This is a genomic window from Paenibacillus sp. FSL R5-0345, assembly GCF_000758585.1.
GTDB lineage: Bacteria > Bacillota > Bacilli > Paenibacillales > Paenibacillaceae > Paenibacillus_AQ.
Map to the genome: position 1 here is coordinate 6,562,121 of NZ_CP009281.1, position 17,486 is coordinate 6,579,606.

Consider the following 17,486-nt stretch of genomic DNA (forward strand, 5'->3'; position numbering starts at 1 on the left):
TTTATTATGGCTCAACATTTACAAGATACAACTGCATTACACAACGGGGTAAACATGCCCTGGCTTGGGCTCGGTGTATTTCAAGTCGAAGAAGGCTCTGAGCTGATCCAAGCGATCAAATCTGCTATTGCACACGGCTACCGCAGCATCGACACAGCAGCCATTTATCAGAATGAGACGGGTGTAGGTCAAGCAATCAAAGAAGCTTTGCAGGACAACAACCTGTCCAGAGAAGAGCTCTTCGTAACTTCAAAGGTCTGGACTGCAGATATGGGCTACGAAGAAACCATTGCTGCCTACGAGACTAGCTTGGCTAAGCTTGGACTTGAATACCTTGATCTATATCTCATCCACTGGCCTGTAAAAGGAAAATATAAAGAGACGTGGAGAGCACTTGAAACCTTGTATAAAGAGGGACGCGTAAAAGCGATTGGGGTCAGCAATTTCCAGATCCATCATCTTGAAGATGTGATGAAGGATGCGGAAATTAAGCCGATGGTAAACCAAGTAGAGCTTCATCCTTATTTAAGCCAGCAACCACTGCTTAGTTTCTGTAAGGAACAAGGAATCCAATTGGAGGCTTGGTCACCATTAATGCAAGGGCAATTGTTGGATCAGCCAGTACTGAAACAAATTGCAGCTAAATACGGCAAATCGGTAGCTCAAGTGATTATCCGTTGGGACCTGCAGCGTGGAATTATTACCATTCCGAAATCTACTAAAGAGCACCGGATCATCGAAAACGTAGATGTGTTTGATTTTCAGTTAACAGAAGAGGATATGACTCTAATTAACGACCTGAATCAAGATCAACGGGTTGGCCCTGACCCTGATAATTTCGACTTCTAAGAAATTAACCACTAGGTTCAGTAACAGTAAAAAAAGACCCTATCTTTCAGAAATGAAAGAGGGTCCTTTTTGTCTTTACGCACCTTGCACTAGCACAATAAGGATCGGCAACACAAGAAAGGAAGCAAGCGTCGTCCATAAAATGCATTTGGATACCAGCTCTGGAGAGGCGTCAAATCGCTCCGCTAATACCACCGCGTTGACGGCAACTGGCATGGAGGCCAGAATCAGCAGCACAGAGAATAAAATACCATCAATATGCAGAATAGATAATCCGAGGTATGCCACTAGTGGAGCTAAGATTAATCGAATGATCATCCCTGTCCAAAAAGTAGACTGGCCCTTGCGTTCGGATGGTTTGGTTCGTACTTTGACCATATGTGCACCCAGAATCGCCAGTACGACTGGTGAATAACCCCCAGCAACCATGGAGACCCCTGTAGCAAGCTCAGAAGGTAAATGCAGGTCAAATATTCTAAGAAAAAGTGCTAGCATAGCTGCATAGATGGCAGGAAGAGAGAACACGGACTTTACCGCATTTTTCACCGAGAACTGCGATCTAGCCGCAAAATAAACGCCCACAGTATTCACGATAATCATTTGCCCAATCACATACACAGAAGCCTTATCGAGCCCAAGCTGTCCGAAAGCCAGCAACACCAAGGGAAGTCCATAATTCACACTATTCGTAAATGTCGAGACCAGAGTCAATCCCGATATTTCAGAGGTGCCGAGCTTCAATAACTTCCCGATGATATTTGCAATTGCCCATAAAAAGCACAGATTTAGCAGCGAAAAAGCAAGCGTCTTGTAAATATCATCCATAGAAATCTCGGCCGTAGCCAGTGTATTAAGAATAATAGCCGGCGTTAAAAAGTATAAATAGAGCGTCAATAACGGCTTGGTATCCAAATTTTTAAACCGTCCAAGCAGTGCACCGACGATCACCGGAATGGATAATGGCACGATGACTTGATACAACGTTGATAACACACTCTGGATCATGAACAGTACTCCTCTGCTCTAAGTTACTCTAAACTATAAGCGCAACAGAGCAAGACGTCTAAGATATGAAATCAATATACACAATAGCCATTACCTATAATTAAAAAAGGTCTCAACCCCTATAACGGGGTTGAGACCTTTTTATCATGTGTTACATCATTTTGATTTCAAGCAATTCATATTTGATGATACCCATTGGTGCATTTACACTAACGATATCCCCGACTTTTTTACCCAACAATTCCTTGCCCAGCGGGCTTTCATAGGAAATCTTGTTGTTTAGGACATCTGCTTCAGCAGCCCCTACAATTCTATATTCAATCTTCTCGGAGTATTCGATATCATTCAAGGTAACAATACAACCCATACTAACCTTCGAAAGATCCATCTGGCTCTCGTCTACGATCTTCGCTTTGGTCAGCATTTTCTCCAAAATCATAATACGAGTCTCCATGAACGATTGATCGTCCTTGGCCGAATGGTACTCACTATTTTCCTTCAAATCTCCATAGCTAATCGCCAATTTAAGCCGAGCTGCCAACTCCTTGCGCCCTGGACCCTTCAATTCCTTCAGTTCTTCCTCTAATTGAGCTAATCCTTCTTTGGTCAAGAACACTTCTTCATTAGACATGTATACAACTCCTATTTTGGATGCTTTATAATATTTTAACCTATATTTCACATTCGTGCGACAAGCATAAACGCCTTCGGCGTCCTTGTAAGGACGGCAAGCGTTTAAACGAGAAATATAAAAATTAAAGTATAGGTGCAAAACCTATACTTTCTTATATTTAAAGAAAAATCCCTGCCACAATTGAACCTTGGGCAAGGATGTCAATGCTGCATCATTATTCTGGCAAATGCTCTTTACAGAAAAGGAGCAATGCTGCTTCCTCGTCCTCTTCCATATCGAAATCAAGCAATTGGCCTGTTGTTGTTTCTTGTAGGTCATAACTTACGATGCTAACCTGATCTTCATCCACTTTAATAATCGCTCTAGCGGAAACTCCGTTTTCTACATAGAGCTCATCATCTTCTGGAACATCCAGTTGAACCACGAATTCATACCGTTTACCGGTTAGTATACCAAAAGGATCTTTAACATTCTCCACGCTGTAGCTAGTAAATGTCAACATTGCTCAATCAACCTCTTTTCCTAATACCTGCCACGTCATTGTATCACAAAAAGCTGCATGAAGGGGTCAGCCCGTCCTCAAGCCATAGCTTTAGATTTCTTGATCTGTTTGCTTCGCAATTGTCCGCATGCAGCATCAATATCTACACCATGCTCCAGCCGAGTACTTACACTCACGCCCTGCTTCTTCAAAGTATCAAAAAAGGCCCGCACGGTCTCCCGCTCGCTTCTTTGATATTGGCTGTGCTCATCGACCGGATTATAAGGAATCAAGTTCACATTGACGAGCTGGCGCCGATCGCCGATTAGTTCAGTCAGCTCAAGCGCATGCTCCTTGCCGTCATTTACATCCTTCATCAGAATGTACTCCAGCGTAATTCTGCGATTTGTTTTTTCCAAATAATAATCTATGGACTCCATTAGCTTCTCTATTGGAATCGCCTTGTTAATCTTCATAATCTTCGTCCGCAGCTCATTATTAGGCGCGTGAAGTGATACTGCCAAGTTTACTTGTGTATTCGCATCGGCAAATTCAACGATTTTGTTAGCAAGCCCACTCGTCGATACAGTAATCCCTCTTCCTGCGATGGCTAATCCCTTGTGATCCTTGATAATCGATAAGAAATCGAGCAGGTTCTTAAAGTTGTCGAACGGTTCGCCAATCCCCATGACTACAACGTGACTAACCTTTTGTTCGAGATTTGCTGCATCCAAATGCTGTTGAACCTTCATAATCTGCTCTACAATCTCACCGCTGGAAAGATCACGACTCTTTGCTAACAATCCGCTAGCGCAAAAGCTGCAGCCGATATTACATCCAACCTGCGTAGTGACACATACGGACAACCCGTATTTCTGTCTCATGAGCACCGTCTCGATCAGGTTGCCATCCTTCAAACGGAACAGGAACTTAATCGTCCCATCCGCAGACTCCTGCTTCACATGTTCCTCCAACGTATGGATCACATAGTGCTGCTCCAATAATTCTACACAATCTTTATTTACATCGAGCATTTCTGAGAATTCTGTAATCCGCTTCCGATAAAGCCAATCCCAGACCTGCGTAGCTCGAAACTTTTTATGTCCTCGTTCTAACAGCCATGCCGCCAGTTGATCAAAAGTTAATCCATAAATGGATTCCATATTCATTCGTTATCCTCTTTTCAAAACATTAAAGTTCAGTCCATCACTACTCATTGTCTCAAATTTTTTTTATTTAAACAAGGGGAGTTGTAGCGGAGCGTCGAAGTTTACACCATTAGAAGTCCGTTCTATGAAATTACATCTGAGGAGAGATCGAATCAAATGAGCTCAACCACAATAAAAATCATCGGTTTTACCCTTCTAGCTGCCGTTCTAATCTTTGGCGGTTTTTTACTGTATATTACCATTACAGATTATAAGCCGAAGGAGACTACTCCGCTAACGGTAAACCATAATCAGGAACAAATGATGAAGCAGGGAGAACCTTTTGCGATAACAACCTTTAATATTGGCTATGCTGGACTGGATAAGGATCAGGACTTCTTTATGGATGGCGGCACCAAATCACGGTCAAGCAGCGAGGAACAAACGAAGACAAATTTGGAGGCAATAGCTTCTGTAATGACCACTTCAGGCTCGGATCTATTCATGTTGCAGGAGGTAGACATCGATTCTTCTCGTAGCAACCATATCGATGAGGTCTCCTTGTTATCGAATATTTCCTCTGATTACAGCAACGTATTCGCAACGAACTACAAGGTACCTTGGGTACCGATTCCTGTTCTTGATCCGATGGGCTCAGTGAATAGCGGTTTATTAACCTTATCTAAATTCGGCAGCACAAGTAACGTTAGATATGATCTTCCGGGAAAAGAAAGCTGGCCTCGTCAACTGTTTGAACTTGACCGCGCCTTTATGGAGAGCAGATTCCCCGTCGATAACGGGAAAGAACTGATCCTGATCAATCTTCATTTATCAGCCTTTGACCAAGGTGGAACGATTCGTAAGCAGCAGCTAGAATATCTTTCTACTTATATTCAGAGAGAGAATGATAAAGGCAATTACCTCATCTTAGGCGGGGACTGGAATCATTCTTTACCGGGCACAACCCCTGATGTTTTTGAGACCACACAAGCTTGGCCAGAATGGCTGCAGCAGTTCCCTGAAGATTTCAAACCGGAGGGCTTTCAGTGGGCTGTCGATGCTAAAATCCCGTCCGTCCGGACACTGGATGTAGCTTATTCAGAAGGTGTGAATTTCCGTGCTGTCATTGATGGCTTTCTAGTCTCTCCGAATATCACAATAAGTGGCGTACAGGGCCATGATCTATCCTTTGAACACAGCGATCATAATCCTGTAACAGCCACTCTTATTCTGCAGTAAGATTACAGCAATGATGTTATTTAAAAATGACGAACTTCATGTTCTTCCCTTTTAGATATTCTATGATAGCGGGCAACGCTTCTACGGTAATCTTCTTTTCGTGAAAAAGATATACGCCACCGGACGGATCAGTATGATGAACAAATTGAAGGACGTCTTCTGGGGTTTTGCGTCTCCAATCCTCAGAATCACGATTCCATAACAATACCTTCATCTGCTGTTCTGTTACTTTGGCTGCTAACTTATCATTAATCGCACCATATGGCGGCCGAAAAACAGTAATCGACATTTGAGTAATTTGCTCCAATGCCTTATTAGTATTCGCCAAATTATTCTGATTCCGCTTATCCCCATTGTCAGTCATCTTGCTGTGATCCCACGAATGACTTCCAATTGACATCTGATGCTCACTCGCATACTTAACCGCTTCCACATTATGAGCGACCTTATTCCCTATAAAAAAAAAGGTGGCCGCCACCTCATGCTCCACTAAGATATCTACGATTTCTTTCGTATACTTTGACGGTCCGTCATCAAACGACAAAGCCACGTAACCCTTTGGCAAACTATATGCATATTTATTCCCGGTTATTTCAATCTCCTCATATTGCTTTATCTGTTCTTGAGGAGGTTCCAAAGATTCTGGCGTAGTCTCGGAAGGTTCAGAGGTAGGCTTATCTTGCTGACTGGGGGTCGCTTCTGTCTTACCAACACCAACAGGAGGGGTGAACGGTAGAGAGACAATTTGCTCGATCTTCTCAGCCCCGGCACCTAAAGCAGGTCCTTCCAATCCTTCTGCACGGTCCATATCTTGACCACCCATTCGAAGAGACAACAATACAAATACTAAACAAGCGAACAGGATACTCTGCAGTACCAGTCTTCCAATCCGTTTTTTGCTCTTCCTTCTTCTTAGCCTACGGGCTGGAGGTATAGAGGGTTGCGTCGTTTCAACAGCAATCTCTTCATGTACTTGGGGATCATCTACTTCCTTTAATTGAAGAAGCTGTGACACATAATATTCAGAACAAGCAAAATACAGGGTTTCGCTGAAGGTCTGGTTTATAATGACCAGTGTGCTGTAATAACTATTACGAAAAGGATCCCATTTCGGATACAATGACAATCTCATTCTTTCCCCGAAATAGGGAGCCAGCGCGTTTAATTGTTCATATGTAAATTCATCTATGGTTAGCCTGCGTCTGGCATACCCGATATCACGGGTTAAACCTATCTCAATCTGATAACCGGTCTGTTCATGCTCAAGCGACAGCAACTCAATCATTAGAACAGCGCTCGGTTCATTCATTGCCATGAATCTTATGTATCTCCGTTGTCGTCATTTCTTCCCGCCAGTGTGCTTCCATTCCCAAAAGGGACGGTCATACGATTGGTAAAATCGCTGATCATGCCGGATAGATAGGCTTTTTCTTGGCGGATCGTATCGTATTTCTGTCTTAAATGCGCGTTCTCAGTTTCAATCCGTCCGAGTTTCTCTTCCAGATCATTCATCTTTTTAAGCTTCTCCGCATGAGCTTCGTTATGTTTTTGGATCAGATTTACATACTTCTGATGCTCCAGGTCGATCGTACTCTTTAATTCTTCAATCTCTGCAGTGAGGGTAGTCTGAAGCTCCCGATAATCTTCCAGCACTTGATCGACCTTCAAATTCTTCTCAATCAATTTATGCTCGAGCTCTCGAACGTTCTTCTCTCTTTCCTCAATCACTTTATTGAGATTCTTCATGTCCCGGTTCAAACGTTCAACATGGCTGCTGGAATGCGTTAACCGATCCTGAAGTTCATTAATATTCGTCTCGGCATGCTGTCTGGCCTGAATAATCTGCTCCACGGAGAAGATCAAATCAAGTGATTTTTTATCAAGCGGAGCTTTTCCCGTAGTAACCACTCCTGCTAAAGTCTCGCCAGCGATCTGGTCCTCTACTTCCTCACCCTGCTCTTCTGATAATTGCACCTTTTGAACCATACCCGGTTTGGACTGCTTATCCACTGAGTCTTTCTTTTTAAAAAAGGGAGAAATCATTGATCTTATCACCTCAATTATAAAAAAATGTCAAAAAATGTCGAGTGCCCACGAGTCTATTATAGTTTACTTGTCTTGTCTGTAAGTGAGCCTTTATATCTAACTTTTTGAATTGGATCAAAAGACCTAAATTATTGCCAAGAACAAGAAAAAAGCACCCTTGCGGGTGCTCTGGTTTCAATTAAATTTATCAGGGAATTGTTTAACAATCCCTTCGGTTAGTATATCTCCAAACATAATCATATGCTCCAGCCCTTTATCGAAAGCAACGATTTCGGCATCCCAATCCTTTTTAACCCTAGCTGTCACATCATCCGTAATTAGCTCCAGATGCTCATGAAGCATCTCTTTCAATTGTTCATACGAATATTTGGGATTCTGTGCGCTAAGAAACTTAGCAATGTCGTCGGCGTTGTTATACCATTCTTTATTGTATTTTTCCAAATCTGCCTGATTACCTGCCAGTACAGCGGCAACTACCTTTCCGGCAATCAGGATATGCTCCCGCAATAATTGGGCTAGCTTATCTCCTACCGCCTCACCGTAATACGGCTTGTACACATTCCCTATTTCCTGCTGATTCTGTAGCAGCCTTGCCAGTACCTTCTCTTTGTCCTCGGAATTTGCAAAGGCGCTAACTATGTAATTTTTCGTCCAAATCACATGGTCACTCCATAATTTCCTAAGGTTATCTTTAAGCTCTATTACGGAGGGTGTTAAGCATTGCTTATGTGAGCTCTTTTTTTCTTTGGCTGCAGCATCGGCAGTTACGGGCATTACACTAACAACAAGGAACATACACAACAAAGTTAGCTTCGCAATCAAAAACTTAGGCTTCAATATGACCTATCTCCTTTAAATATCTATTAACTATCTTGTATAGTGTGTACCGATGTTCTTATTTCATTCCTATCTTCTTTTACATAAAAAAAGCACCGTCATTGGACGGCGCCTCTTCTTTATGTTTATCTAAACATCACTTTATCTACATTGTATTTAGACTTAAATTCATTAATGATATACGTTTCATAAATTTCTCTATGAACAGGGCTTTCGATCAAACATACATCAATTCTGGTGACCTCGTCCCGGTGCAGCTTGATATCAGATACGGTATCTTCGAAATGTTTTTTGATTCTTGGTCTTAACTTTCTCGCTTTACCTACAAACAACAACTCATCTTGGTCATTGTAGAACATAAAGATACCGCCGTAGTCTCTTGGAATCAGGTGAAAATCAGTGAATCCGTAAATGTTGCTTAACTGCGGGTTAATTTGTTTAGTAATACTAACATCCACATTGGGCATAGTTATGTTGATCATTTTAGCTCACGTCCTCTTTCTATATAGGAGTAAATAGTATCATAAATCGTGGGGTAAGACCATTTTGTATTTTTATACTAATCTTTACCTATAGATATACAGAGATGATTCGGTAAAATGTAGCTATGATCGGATAACAAGCTTGTCTTGAATTAGAGTTACTACTTTTCCAATTATAAAGCCTATAACAATAAACTCAATCATTTTAGCTATAAGAACATGAATCATCTGTACGACTCTCAGTAAATCATTTAGGCTAACGTATTCTTGAAACTCAGCCAACTCCCCAGACATCGGTAAAGAATAAATTATAGAAAATGCATAATAAATGCTCTCACCAACGAGTAAATTAAAATTATTAATAAATAATAAACCCCAAAAAACATACAACAATGCGAAAATTACATTAGGTAATAAAAGCAGGAATATAATTGTTAAAATTTGTGAAAACAATTCGTGTTTTGGTCCAAGTTTCGACCATTCATTTTCAGAACCAATAAACTTTATTCCTTTTAAACATGCGTAATATACGAGATATAAAGCGGTCAGTGATATCTCCGAAATACATATGATAAAAAGAAGCATTCCTAGTTTCTCATTATCATACATTAAATAACTATTATTTGCCGCTCCCATATTAACTAGCATAAGACTGATTAATGGACTCAGTATAAACAATAAGTTAATTATTTCATGCTTGCGTTTATAAATGAATAACACAATTGGTAATGATATCCCAGTAATTAACAATAAACAGGACAGAACAATCATTAGATAACCTCCCTTTTATAAAAGGGATACGGAATTTATATCCAAAAGGTTACAATAATCTACAATTTATTCATAGTTCATATTTTGTATTTTATACATAATATAGGAACCCAATTTATTCTCCCTCGGTCTGAATGCTCTTTAGAGCTTGAACTGTCTCTGTTATCCCTTGCTCAAAAGGAGTAGTAGGAATCGGACCCACATAACGCTCGTATTTACTACCACTTAGAACTACAGGTTCTTTAGTTAAGTACAGCATCTCAACGATCTCTTTCATGACTGGAACGAATACACCGAGCAGCGATAATCCAACCTTTCCTAAAGAGATAACGGGTTTCTTCGAGCCGCTTGCTGCTTGCGCTATTCTAACGATATCTCGCCCTGAGATTGTACCTGCCCCTGGAATATTCCAATTCTGACCATAAGCTTCGTCTTTGCTAGCGAGTTCAACAATCATGACAGCGGCATCCGGCAAATACACATATTCACGGGGAACAGTCATATTTCCGATGAACATTGCAGGTTTATCCGCAGCGATGGTCTCCAAGGTTGATCCTAAATAGGAAGCTTCATTAGCTGTAGGTCCATAATAATCCGGTAATCGAACAATAAGCCCCTGTGCTTTACTCCAACGCTGGCTAAAGTACATTCGTTCAAACTCAAGCTTTACTTTACCTTTTTTCGTATGCGGATTCTTCGGATACTCCTCGTCGATTGGCTTGTCATTCTGTCTTCTGCCATAAGGATAAATGCCATCCACCGCAACAACCTTTATCCCTAGCGTATTAGCCGCCCCCATAACCGCTTCTCCCATGGGTAACAATCGCGTGCTCATCTCATGATACGGAACAGATGCACTATGAAAAATAACATCCACATCCTGCGCAGCTGATAATATATCCTTCGCATTAAACACGTCTCCCGCCATTAGCTTAAGACCAGCAGGATTACCCAGCTTTCTCGCAAGCTTCTCCAGTTTTGGAATCGATCGTCCAAAGGCCACCGTTTCTATCCCTCTCTTTAACAACTCAGCAATAATTACCGATCCTGTTCCCCCAGTTGCACCAAGTACAAGCGCTTTTGTTAACATAAATTATTCCTCCCAATATTGTTATTGATCAATCACTAACTAATGATTATAAATTTAAGAGCCGAAGCTCTTATAGGTTACAACGTATCTCATCTCTACTACTCTGTCCGATGTTTCGGCTTCAACTCCGGCATTCCAAGGGCCATAGAAATATTACATAGCATACCGTTAGCCATAAAGGTACTTACCTCTACTTCAGGCTGCTTGATTCCAGCGGCAACAAACTTCTCGTGTACAAGGTTGGTGATCTCAAGCATTCCCTTTTGCATCGCTTCACGGATAACTTCATCGCGGATTCCTAACCCTTGAACTTGCAAAATAATCTCATTCGGATGCGTCTCCATTAACAACTCGTATACTTTAATGCACTCCTTTAACACTTGATCTGCCGGGGCTTCTACTCCTTTAAACGAACGAATAATCCGTTCAAAAGCCCGTTCCAAGGAAGCGACAAACAATTCTTCTTTGTTCTTGAACACTTTGAACACATAGGGTTGAGAAATGCCTACCTTTTCCGCAACCTGCGCAGTTGTAGCTCGGTAGTAGCCATTCTCGGCGAATACAACAACCGCTGCCTCCAAGATTTGTTCTCGGCGGTTTATGGAGGCTGATTCATCTGATTTCTTGCGACCGGAACTAGATTCTGTTGTCATGATAATCTCCTTACGTAACCCAATTCATCAGGTTATTGATCAATCACTTTCTTAATAAGAGTATATGCATATCTCCTACGTAATGCAACCTAGAAAATATATTATTTCGTACCCCAATCATTCTGGATGAAAAATACAATATAAGTTAATTATAAAGTTCTGCTGGAAATATTACTAAAAAATATGACATTATTCAGAACCTTCTCATCAAAGGGTTGTGATTTTCCTCATGAGGGTATTATAAATATTAAGGTAGTGTAGTGTGGTATTAGCATCATGAAAAGAGCAATTAGCATCTAGGAGGATTTGATTCATGTCAGCAACAGACAGGCAAAAAATTGTAGATAGTGTCCCGCAAACCGGATTTTTTGGACATCCAAAGGGACTGTTCACGCTTTTCTTTACTGAATTTTGGGAGCGTTTTTCCTATTATGGCATGAGAGCAATCCTTGTTTACTACATGTATTATGAAGTAAGCAAAGGCGGACTCGGATTTCCAGAGGATATGGCCCTTTCGATTATGTCTATCTACGGCTCACTCGTATATATGTCCGGAATTATAGGCGGATGGCTTGCCGATCGGATTTTCGGTACTTCGAAGGCTGTCTTTTACGGTGGCGTTCTAATTATGTTCGGGCATATTTTACTGGCGATACCGGGAAATGCCACGTTATTCTTTGCTTCGATGATTATGATCGTGCTTGGAACCGGACTTCTTAAGCCCAATGTATCAAGTATTGTAGGGGAGATCTATAGCGAACAAGATAACCGCCGCGACGCTGCTTTCAGCATTTTTTATATGGGTATTAACCTTGGCGGATTCCTCTCTCCACTGATTGTAGGCGCTGTGGGTATGAATAATTTCCATCTAGGCTTCTCGATTGCCGCAGTCGGGATGTTTATCGGGTTAGTTGTTTACGTATTGACTCGCACCAAAAACCTAGGTCTGGCGGGTACGATTGTACAAAACCCGATTCCAGCCGAACAAAAGAAAAAATTATTTACTTGGATCGGTATTGGATTAGTTGTGCTTGCTGTAGTAGTTACGGTCGGCATACTTACTGGAATACTCACCTTTGAGACATTTATTAAGATCGTAGGGGTGTTAGGGCTTCTTATTCCTACAATGTACTTCATTGTGATGTACCGTAGTCCCAAGACAACCGCTGTAGAGCGATCACGGATTCTCGCGTACATCCCTTTGTTTATCGCCTCGATTATGTTCTGGGCCATTCAGGAACAAACTTCAACAGTTTTAGCAAGTTTTGCGGATAAGCGCACCCAATTGGACTTTGCGGGTATACACATTTCTCCGGCTTGGTTCCAGTCGCTTAACCCGCTGTTTATTATCGCCCTTGCACCTGTATTTGCCTGGATTTGGTTAAAGCTCGGTAACCGTCAACCAACGATTCCTCAAAAGTTCTCGCTTGGTTTATTGTTTGCCGGTCTGTCTTTCCTGGTCATTCTGGTACCTGCATATTTCGGTGGAACTAATTCACTTGTAAATCCATTATGGCTAGTGCTAAGCTATTTCATCGTCGTCATTGGGGAGCTATGCTTGTCACCCGTTGGCCTCTCGGCAACGACCAAACTGGCACCCGCTGCTTTTACTGCTCAGATGATGAGCATGTGGTTCTTGTCCAATGCTGCTGCGCAAGCTATTAATGCTCAGATTGTGAAGTTCTATACTCCGGATACCGAAATGCTGTACTTTGGAGTTATTGGTGGAGTTGCCATTGTGCTCGCGGTAATTCTCTTCCTGTTCTCTTCTAAGATTCAGAATTTCATGAAGGGGATAAGATAAACATATAAGGCTGCCGAGATATCTCGGCAGCCTTTTTTGAATCAATATCCAGGTCTACACCAGAAACATAGCAACGATCGTTGTAACTATCAGCCCAATCAGTACTGGTTTAACGTTACGTCTGGCAAGCTCAAATGGACTTACGCCACAGATGGCGGCGGCTGGAATCAATGCCCATGGGATTAACGTCCCTCCACCAACCCAAATGGCAGATACTTGACCGAGGGCAGTTAAAGTAGCTGCGTCGGAGTGTGTAGCAACAGCGAATAATTTTCCGATGGACCCCGCCAGTGAAATTCCCGAGAACCCTGAACCATCAAGACCCGTAATGGCTCCTGTTATGGTGGCGGTCACAGCACCTACAGCACCATTTAGAGGAACATTATGCGCCAGAGCAACTCCTAGATCATTTACAATCCCCTGTGATGCAGCAGGTAAAACTTTGCCGAACAATTCAGCAAAGGCCGAATCCCCCAGATAGAAGAATGCAGCAATCGGAATCACCGGACCGAATACTTTGAAACCGAATGTAAGCCCATCGATCAAATATGAGGTGACTTGCTCCAGTCCTTTATTACGATGTGCAAGCAATGTTACTACGACCAAGATGAACACAGCAGTCCCACCCACTAAGGCAGTTGCGTCTCCACCCTGTAAATCCAGTAGAAACATACCTGCTACATCAGCTAAAAATAGAAGAGGGATAACGATAGCCAGCCATTTCTTCAGTGTGGGAGAAATCACCATCTGACCTTCTACTTTATCATTCTCCGCAGCTAGCGCACTCGCGGCATTCTTCCCGGATATCAGTCCGTCTCGCCAAGTACCGTTCTTCTGATCTCTTCGCATCATCCAATAAGCTGTTACCGTAGTGACAACACCCATCACTATGACAAGTGGGATACTTGCTTCCATGACACTACTTACCGGAAGTCCTGCCGCATCTGCCGTTAATTTGGGTGCACCTTGAATGATATAGTCTCCCGATAGCGCAATCCCGTGACCGAATAAGTTCATCGCCATCGCTGCTCCGAGTGCAGGCAGTCCTACACGAATCGCTACGGGCAGCAGCACAACCCCAATCAAAGCCACAGCTGGCGAAGGCCAGAAGAACCAAGATGTCACCATCATAATGAGGCCGATTCCCCAAAAGGCTATAAACGGTGTACGTAAAAACCGGGTAAGCGGCGCTACCATCGTCTCGTTAATTCCGGTTTGGGTTAATACTCGGCTCATGGCTACAATGATGGAAATAATCATAATCGTACCCATTAGCTCCTTGGTTGCATATACAAAAGAGTTGAATACGCCTGTGACCGAGCCACTAATCGTTTCTGTTGCGAGCCAGCCAAGTACAAAGATGCCTGCAATACAGATCATCGTTGTATCCCGCCGCCTAATCAGAAGTGCCATAATGAACACGATGAATGCCAGATATACATAATGTAGCGCTGTTAATTGGATGCCCATCTCTGAACCACACCCTTCTCCTGCTTACAAGTGCTATATGTTATGCAGGGAAGTAGGCTAATGTTCGGTAGAGATGGACGCTTAAAAAAACCGCCCTATGTGTAGAGAGAATCTACGCATGAGACGGCTTTCTTAGTATTGCTTATTTAGAAATTTATTATTTAGCCACGACTCCGCCATCAACTGGCAGCTCAACGCCTGTAATGTATGAAGCTTCATCAGAAGCCAAGAACAATACAGCTTCAGCTACTTCAGAAGCACGTCCAACGCGTGGCAATGCAGTCTGGGACATAAAGAAGCTATGCATTTTTTCGTTATTTACAAATTCAGCACTCATTGGGGTTTCGATAAATCCAGGGTGAACAGAGTTCACGCGAATGTTGTCTTTACCAAAATCTACAGCCGCTGCTTTACTCAGCATACGAACGGCACCTTTTGAAGCTGTATAAGCGCCGGCACCGCTGCTGCCTGTCAAACCTGCGATGGAGGAGATATTGACGATGGAACCACCTTTATTGTTCTTCATTTGAGGAACAACATGTTTCATGCCAAGAAATACACTGCTCACGTTAATGTTCATTACTTTGTTCCATTGATCAACAGTGGATTCAAGCAATTGAACTGGGAACGAGATCCCTGCGTTATTTACTAGGATGTCGATTTTCCCAAATTTGCTAATCACATCTTCTACAACTTTGATCCAGTCTTCTTCAGAAGCTACATTATGTGCAAAAGCTGCTGCTTGTCCACCATTGGCTTCGATTTCTTTTACAACTGCTTGTACAGCAGCTTCGTTAATATCAGTTGCTACAACTGTAGCACCTTCTTTGGACAATAAAAGGGCTTCTTCACGACCCATGCCACTGCCTGCACCTGTAATTATTGCTACTTTATTAGTTAGACGATTCATAATTAAGTCTCCTCTATAATCGTATTGTGATATAATAATTCGAGTGATGATAGTCACACTATCACTGTGATATTTATCATATCATTTTTACGAAATAACTACAACCTTTCCTTGCTTAATCCAATAAACGGTGGATATAATACTAATAATTAAAAAACCTAATCAAAAATGGAAGGGTCTATCCCTCATGAATCCTAAAGCACGCTATGAAAAAGAACGATCCGACGGTAAACAGCAACGATTATATACGATTCTCGAATCCGCAGAACGAATATTTTCGCAAAAAGGAATCGAAAAGTCGACGATGCAAGATGTCGCAACTGAAGCGAATATCGGAATTGCGACTCTCTTTCGATATTTTCCTAGAAAAGAAAAGCTCATCGTGGCTGTGGCCACCCGAATGCTCGAGCCGATGCTTGAATATTTTAAGTACGTAGCTGACTTGCCACTTAACTGTCTTGAAAAGATCGAGATGTTGTTTGATTTCTTTATTCAGGACCAAAATCATTTAAGCATTATCTTTATGGTCAATTTTGAAAGCTACGCCTCTCACTTAAATGAGCCTGTTGAGGATGTTCTGGATTTCAATGCATTGAACCGCAAGATTTGGCATGAGTACTCCAGAATCATTCAAAACGGGGTAGAAGACGGTTCTATTCGAGCTGATCTCCCCGTGAAAGAGACCTTAATCACGCTGATGAACAGCTTTGCTCTCTTTTCCAGAAAGCTGACGATGAAGAAGAACATCCTCCTGTTGGAATCAGATTTAGACTCCGACAAGCAGCTTGAGCTTCTTAAACAAATCTTTCTGGATCATTTAAAAGCCTAAAAAGCGCCAGTTTCCTTATGAGGGAAACTTGGCGCTTTTTTGATCATGAATTGAATTGCTAGTGAAAAGGACAGGTGGCCACAGGTGATCGCTGATAAAGGAAACGAGGGCTGTAATCATATTCTTTCAGCTTACTGTCATGCCAAATCGGTGTGGACGACGGAGACATAGGGGGAATCAGCCATGACCAGCGTCCCGAAACCTGACGTCCATGTCCCTGCTCCTGCTCTTGAAATCTCACAAATTGATCAGCTGCTGTATGGTGATCAACGATACTGACCCCAGCTTGCTTAAAGGAATACAGTACTGCACGATTCAACTCAAGAAGCGCCCGATCCTTCCAAAGCGTAGTGTTACTGGAGCGGTCCAGTCCCATCAGATCAGCTACAGCCGGCAAAGTGTTATATCTTCCAGTATCCCCCAAGTTACGTGAGCCAATTTCGGTCTCCATGTACCAGCCGTTAAAAGGAGCCGCGGGGTATAGAATCCCGCCAATCTCCAACTGCATGTCTGAAATGATCGGTACAGAATACCAGCGAAGCTGAAGCTCTGCAAAACGTTCAATTTCGGGATGAGTTAACGGCACCTCCGGAATGAGCTGTTGAGGAATAGGAAATACATGGGGATGCCCATTGCCTATGCTGATTACTAGCGGCAATACATCATAATTGCCCCTTGTTCCCTGCCAGCCTAGTTGTTGGCACACTTTCGTAAATTCATCCGATGCCGGATCACCAGCGCGTTCATGTTCAGCATCACCAGGATATCCCGCGTAACGAATCAATTGATGGTTCCAAATCCGGATTCTCCGATCAGGAGCTTCCCCGCTGCGGAAGACCGTGATAAGCGGACGAATACGTCCTCCATTATTCGCCTTTTCCAGATGTCGCAGCAAAGCTTCAGCAACATCCTCCTCGGTCTCTGCCAGACGTTCATCCATCAGCTCAATGGATTGCCAAAAGAGGCGGCCGATGCAGCGGCTATTATGTCGCCAAGCCATTCTTGCCCCATGAGCCAGCTCTTCCGTTGTATGTGTGTAACTCCCGGATTGATTAATTTCTTCTCGTACGGCTTGGATGCGTTGATCCATCTCAGCTTCAGTCTTATCAAGTTCAGCGTAACATTGTCGAATGAAAGCCTCCGCCTGCCGGGTTAACTCTTCAATGTCCTTACCATTCATATCGTTTATCTCCCATCCAAGCTCTTGCCAGAACCTTCAATCCAGTATACCATCCTCA

Annotated in this window: 18 protein-coding genes; 4 read left to right on the plus strand and 14 right to left on the minus strand. The window is 42.6% G+C overall.

Translation table 11 applies throughout. The features are described from left to right. Window positions 1-6: 6 nt before the first annotated feature. Complete coding sequence (locus R50345_RS28945; RefSeq protein WP_042131551.1) at window positions 7-849, plus strand: aldo/keto reductase; 843 nt, start codon at window positions 7-9, stop codon at window positions 847-849. A gap of 75 nt (window positions 850-924) precedes the next feature. Here the strand turns inward: R50345_RS28945 and R50345_RS28950 are convergent, their stop codons facing one another. The 4 genes from R50345_RS28950 to rlmN all read right to left on the minus strand — a co-directional run bounded on the left by R50345_RS28950 (window position 925) and on the right by rlmN (window position 4,138). Further along, on the minus strand, window positions 925-1,854 hold the full coding sequence (locus R50345_RS28950; RefSeq protein ID WP_042131552.1) for an AEC family transporter: 930 nt from the start codon (window positions 1,852-1,854) through the stop codon (window positions 925-927). A 151-nt stretch (window positions 1,855-2,005) separates the two neighbouring features. Further along, window positions 2,006-2,485, minus strand: coding sequence for a transcription elongation factor GreA (greA, locus tag R50345_RS28955; RefSeq protein ID WP_042131553.1), 480 nt, complete (start codon window positions 2,483-2,485; stop codon window positions 2,006-2,008). A gap of 217 nt (window positions 2,486-2,702) precedes the next feature. After that, a complete protein-coding gene (locus R50345_RS28960; RefSeq protein WP_042131554.1) occupies window positions 2,703-2,990 on the minus strand; it encodes a DUF6509 family protein in 288 nt (95 codons plus the stop codon). A 77-nt stretch (window positions 2,991-3,067) separates the two neighbouring features. Beyond that, window positions 3,068-4,138 carry a dual-specificity RNA methyltransferase RlmN gene (rlmN, locus tag R50345_RS28965; RefSeq protein ID WP_042131555.1) on the minus strand — a complete coding sequence of 357 codons (1,071 nt, stop codon included), beginning with the start codon at window positions 4,136-4,138 and terminating at the stop codon, window positions 3,068-3,070. 156 nt (window positions 4,139-4,294) lie between these two features. Here rlmN and R50345_RS28970 point away from each other — a divergent pair, with 156 nt between their 5' ends. Further along, window positions 4,295-5,356, plus strand: coding sequence for an endonuclease/exonuclease/phosphatase family protein (locus tag R50345_RS28970; RefSeq protein WP_042131556.1), 1,062 nt, complete (start codon window positions 4,295-4,297; stop codon window positions 5,354-5,356). A gap of 16 nt (window positions 5,357-5,372) precedes the next feature. Here R50345_RS28970 and R50345_RS30565 read toward each other — a convergent pair whose 3' ends face one another. The 7 genes from R50345_RS30565 to R50345_RS29005 all read right to left on the minus strand — a co-directional run bounded on the left by R50345_RS30565 (window position 5,373) and on the right by R50345_RS29005 (window position 11,235). Then, window positions 5,373-6,671 (minus strand): polysaccharide deacetylase family protein, encoded by a 1,299-nt coding sequence (locus tag R50345_RS30565; RefSeq protein WP_052414771.1) that lies wholly within the window; start codon window positions 6,669-6,671, stop codon window positions 5,373-5,375. Between the two features lie 5 nt (window positions 6,672-6,676). Next, window positions 6,677-7,411 (minus strand): hypothetical protein, encoded by a 735-nt coding sequence (locus R50345_RS28980; RefSeq protein WP_231573976.1) that lies wholly within the window; start codon window positions 7,409-7,411, stop codon window positions 6,677-6,679. Between the two features lie 165 nt (window positions 7,412-7,576). Beyond that, the gene (locus R50345_RS28985) at window positions 7,577-8,239 is read right to left on the minus strand and encodes a glycosyltransferase (RefSeq protein WP_375104308.1); all 663 of its coding nucleotides are present in this window, start codon (window positions 8,237-8,239) and stop codon (window positions 7,577-7,579) included. 125 nt (window positions 8,240-8,364) lie between these two features. Then, window positions 8,365-8,721, minus strand: coding sequence for a nucleotide excision repair endonuclease (locus R50345_RS28990; protein WP_042131559.1), 357 nt, complete (start codon window positions 8,719-8,721; stop codon window positions 8,365-8,367). Between the two features lie 123 nt (window positions 8,722-8,844). Beyond that, the gene (locus R50345_RS28995; RefSeq protein WP_042131560.1) at window positions 8,845-9,492 is read right to left on the minus strand and encodes a hypothetical protein; all 648 of its coding nucleotides are present in this window, start codon (window positions 9,490-9,492) and stop codon (window positions 8,845-8,847) included. A gap of 115 nt (window positions 9,493-9,607) precedes the next feature. Then, window positions 9,608-10,582 (minus strand): NAD-dependent epimerase/dehydratase family protein, encoded by a 975-nt coding sequence (locus R50345_RS29000; protein WP_042131561.1) that lies wholly within the window; start codon window positions 10,580-10,582, stop codon window positions 9,608-9,610. 98 nt (window positions 10,583-10,680) lie between these two features. Beyond that, on the minus strand, window positions 10,681-11,235 hold the full coding sequence (locus R50345_RS29005; RefSeq protein WP_042131562.1) for a TetR/AcrR family transcriptional regulator: 555 nt from the start codon (window positions 11,233-11,235) through the stop codon (window positions 10,681-10,683). 313 nt (window positions 11,236-11,548) lie between these two features. Here R50345_RS29005 and R50345_RS29010 point away from each other — a divergent pair, with 313 nt between their 5' ends. Then, the gene (locus R50345_RS29010) at window positions 11,549-13,039 is read left to right on the plus strand and encodes a peptide MFS transporter (protein WP_042131563.1); all 1,491 of its coding nucleotides are present in this window, start codon (window positions 11,549-11,551) and stop codon (window positions 13,037-13,039) included. A 54-nt stretch (window positions 13,040-13,093) separates the two neighbouring features. On the opposite strand, the gene R50345_RS29015 is transcribed toward R50345_RS29010, so the two are convergent. Beyond that, window positions 13,094-14,509: a hypothetical protein gene (locus R50345_RS29015; RefSeq protein ID WP_042131564.1), complete on the minus strand. Its 1,416-nt coding sequence runs from the start codon at window positions 14,507-14,509 to the stop codon at window positions 13,094-13,096. A gap of 157 nt (window positions 14,510-14,666) precedes the next feature. Then, window positions 14,667-15,419: an SDR family NAD(P)-dependent oxidoreductase gene (locus R50345_RS29020; RefSeq protein ID WP_042131565.1), complete on the minus strand. Its 753-nt coding sequence runs from the start codon at window positions 15,417-15,419 to the stop codon at window positions 14,667-14,669. 187 nt (window positions 15,420-15,606) lie between these two features. Between R50345_RS29020 and R50345_RS29025 the strand changes: the two genes are divergently transcribed. Then, window positions 15,607-16,248 carry a TetR/AcrR family transcriptional regulator gene (locus R50345_RS29025; RefSeq protein WP_081954217.1) on the plus strand — a complete coding sequence of 214 codons (642 nt, stop codon included), beginning with the start codon at window positions 15,607-15,609 and terminating at the stop codon, window positions 16,246-16,248. A 58-nt stretch (window positions 16,249-16,306) separates the two neighbouring features. Here R50345_RS29025 and R50345_RS29030 read toward each other — a convergent pair whose 3' ends face one another. Beyond that, window positions 16,307-17,428, minus strand: a complete 1,122-nt coding sequence (locus tag R50345_RS29030) for a nitric oxide synthase oxygenase (protein ID WP_042131566.1) — start codon at window positions 17,426-17,428, stop codon at window positions 16,307-16,309. Window positions 17,429-17,486: the final 58 nt, after the last annotated feature.